General features: G+C 62.8%; 2 protein-coding genes. Both read left to right on the top strand.

Annotation, left to right across the window (positions count from 1 at the left end; all coding sequences use genetic code 11):
• The first annotated feature begins 379 nt into the window (after window positions 1-379).
• The gene (locus tag ENZ74_RS28435; RefSeq protein WP_013530837.1) at window positions 380-1,366 is read left to right on the top strand and encodes an ABC transporter permease; all 987 of its coding nucleotides are present in this window, start codon (window positions 380-382) and stop codon (window positions 1,364-1,366) included.
• 66 nt (window positions 1,367-1,432) lie between these two features.
• Window positions 1,433-2,461 carry a sugar ABC transporter substrate-binding protein gene (locus ENZ74_RS28430; RefSeq protein ID WP_063168531.1) on the top strand — a complete coding sequence of 343 codons (1,029 nt, stop codon included), beginning with the start codon at window positions 1,433-1,435 and terminating at the stop codon, window positions 2,459-2,461.
• The last annotated feature ends 162 nt before the right edge of the window (window positions 2,462-2,623 follow it).

The following is a 2,623-nucleotide window of genomic DNA, read 5'->3' as shown; positions in this document are numbered from 1 at the left end:
GAGTAGCCTTTCTGGTGATCGGCGCCATCGGGCTGGTGGCGGCGCTGCGTTTTCTCGTGCTCCCGCCAGGTGCGGGCGCGGAGGTTTCCGGGCACTCGCCGGGAAATTCAGATCGATTTTTCCGCCTGATGCGGAGATAAATTCCGTCCTGTCCCTTTGCCTTGGTGCAGCGCTTTCGCGTGCGGCCGCAATGGCGCAACCAATTGCCAAAAGCGCAGAGTTTTCCGCGCATTGCGCCAGCTTCGGCAATCGATCGTCCACTCGATAAATATCGCAGCCGGCCTGGGTTCCGGGCGCGGATTCATTTGACGAACCGGCGTTGGGCCGATTAGCGTTCTTTCCCAGGGATGGCAGCGCTGCCATCGGGGCAAACGCAGACATGAACACCATCGGCTGGCCAAATTTCAGGAGCCTGAACCAGGAAGGCATTGTCTTTGCCATCGCCGTGGTGCTGTTCGTTGCAGCGGCTATAGGCCTGCCAGGTTTCATCGACCCCAACAATCTCGTCGCCATCGTCCGCTCCGTGTCGGTGCTGGGCATCCTTGCGCTCGGCATGGCCGTGGTCATCATCGGCCGCGGCATCGACCTCTCTGCCGTCGCGATCATGGCGATGTCGGTCGCCTGGTACCTGCAACTGCTGAATTCGGGGACGCCGGACGGGCTTGCCTTCGCCTATGTGCTGGCCGGTGTGCTGGCCATCGGCCTGCTCAATGGTTTTCTCGTCGCCTATGCCGACGTGCCGGCGATCTTCGTGACGCTGGCGACAGGCTCCTTCGTCTTCGGCTATGTACGCTCGCAACTGATCACGCAGGATGCCGTGCCGGTGCCGCAGGGCCATTGGGTCGAGTTGCTCGGCGGCCTGCGCTTCCTCGACATTCCCATCGAGGTTTTCGTCTTCGCAGGGCTGGCCTTCCTGTTCTTCCTGTTCCTTCGCTACACCAAATGGGGCCGCTATATCTATTTCGCCGGCGATAATCCGGTGGCCGCCCGCAACATCGGCATGCCGGTGCGGCCGATGCTGGTGCTGCGCTATGTGCTTTCCGCCTTCGTCGCACTGGTCGCCGGCCTGCTGACGGCGGCCAGCCTGCATTCGATCAATACCCGCGTCGTCAATTCGACGCTGCTCTACGATATCGTGCTGGTGGCGGTTATCGGCGGCATCGGCCTGTCCGGCGGGCGCGGCGGGGTGCGCAACGTGCTGGTCGGTGCGGCACTGATCGGCATCCTGCTCAACGCCATGACCATCATCGACATTCCGCTGCTCTACCAGAACCTGATCAAGGCAGCGATCCTGCTCGGCGCCATCATCGTCGACGGCATCATCAATCCACGTGACGAGCAGACCGCCCAGCAGGGCGACATTTAGACCTGAACTGCGGCGGACGGTTGGGGCCGGCCGCTGATAACAACGACCAAAGCAAAAGGATCCGACATGAAACTGATCAAGACACTCATGGCCGCCGCCACGGCGCTCGCCGTCACCGCCTTCGTGGCGCCAACCTTCGCCGCCGACGATCCGGGGCCGACTGCGTACGCGCAGGCGCTCAAGGGCAAGCGCGTCATGCTGGTGCCGCTGGCAATGGGCTTCGACCTGGCGCAGGGCTGGGCGCACTATCTGAAGACCGAAGTCGAGGCCTGGGGCGGCGTGTTCGAGACGCGCGACCCGAACTGGGTCGTCGATGCCGGCGCGCAGGCGATCACGGACGCCATCTCCTCGGACACCAGGCCGGATGTGCTGATCATCCACGCGCCGGACCTCAACTCCTATTCCAAGCTGATGAAGAAGGCACAGGCCGCCGGCACCTATGTCATCCTGGTCGACAATCCCGCCAACTTCCCGGCCGACGCCTTTATCGGCAGTGACTGGGACCGGCTTGGCCAGCTCGAGGCCGAAGCGGCGATCAAGGGCTGCGGCCCGAACTCGTCGAAGAAGATCGGCCTTGTGCAGGGTGACCAGGCGAACTCCTCCAGCCTCTATCAGTATGCCGGCATCATGAAGGTGCTGGACAAGAATCCCGACTTCAAGGTGGTGGCCAAGCCCGATTCCAACTGGGATGCGACGACCTCGCGCAACGTGACGACGACGATGCTGCAGCAGAACCCGGATATCTGCTCGATCATCGATTTCTGGGATGGCGACGCCACCGGCGCGTCCGCCGCGATCCGCGATGCCAAACTCGACGGCAAGGTGTTCCTGGTCACCACCGGCGGCGGCGAAAAGGCGGCCGATTGCGACAAGCTGGTCGACGGCACCTATGGCGCTGTGGTGATGACCGATCTTGCTCGCCAGTCGGGCGACATGAACGCCATCATCAAGTTCCTGCTGCAGAGCGGCCAGCCGGCCGGCACCTCGCACACCTACATCTACACGCTGGAGAAGGCGACGACCAAGGCCGACCTCAAGCCCGACAGCTGCTGGGACCTGAAGGCGCTGCAGGCACAAGCGGCGGCGGCAAAGTAAGCCGCACCTTTTCGACTGAAGTACAAGCGAGGTGACCGGAAGGATCCGGTCACCTCGTCCCCTCATGGAATAGCAGCAGCCGATGTCCTTTCGCGAACGCCTCCAGTCCTGGCGCTACAATCTCGTGCCCGACCATGTCGTCGGCGAGATACTGACCAAACG

It is taken from the genome of Mesorhizobium sp. M7A.F.Ca.CA.002.15.2.1 (genome assembly GCF_003998715.1).
Lineage (GTDB): Bacteria > Pseudomonadota > Alphaproteobacteria > Rhizobiales > Rhizobiaceae > Mesorhizobium > Mesorhizobium ciceri.
Note: the sequence above shows the minus strand (reverse complement) of the source record. Positions and strands in the feature narration are given on the sequence as shown.

What these genes read in the sequence shown, in the direction of transcription:
- ENZ74_RS28435 (WP_013530837.1), top strand. Translation starts at nt 380, where the DNA reads ATGAACACCATCGGCTGGCCAAATTTCAGGAGCCTGAACCAGGAAGGC.
- ENZ74_RS28430 (WP_063168531.1), top strand. Translation starts at nt 1,433, where the DNA reads ATGAAACTGATCAAGACACTCATGGCCGCCGCCACGGCGCTCGCCGTC.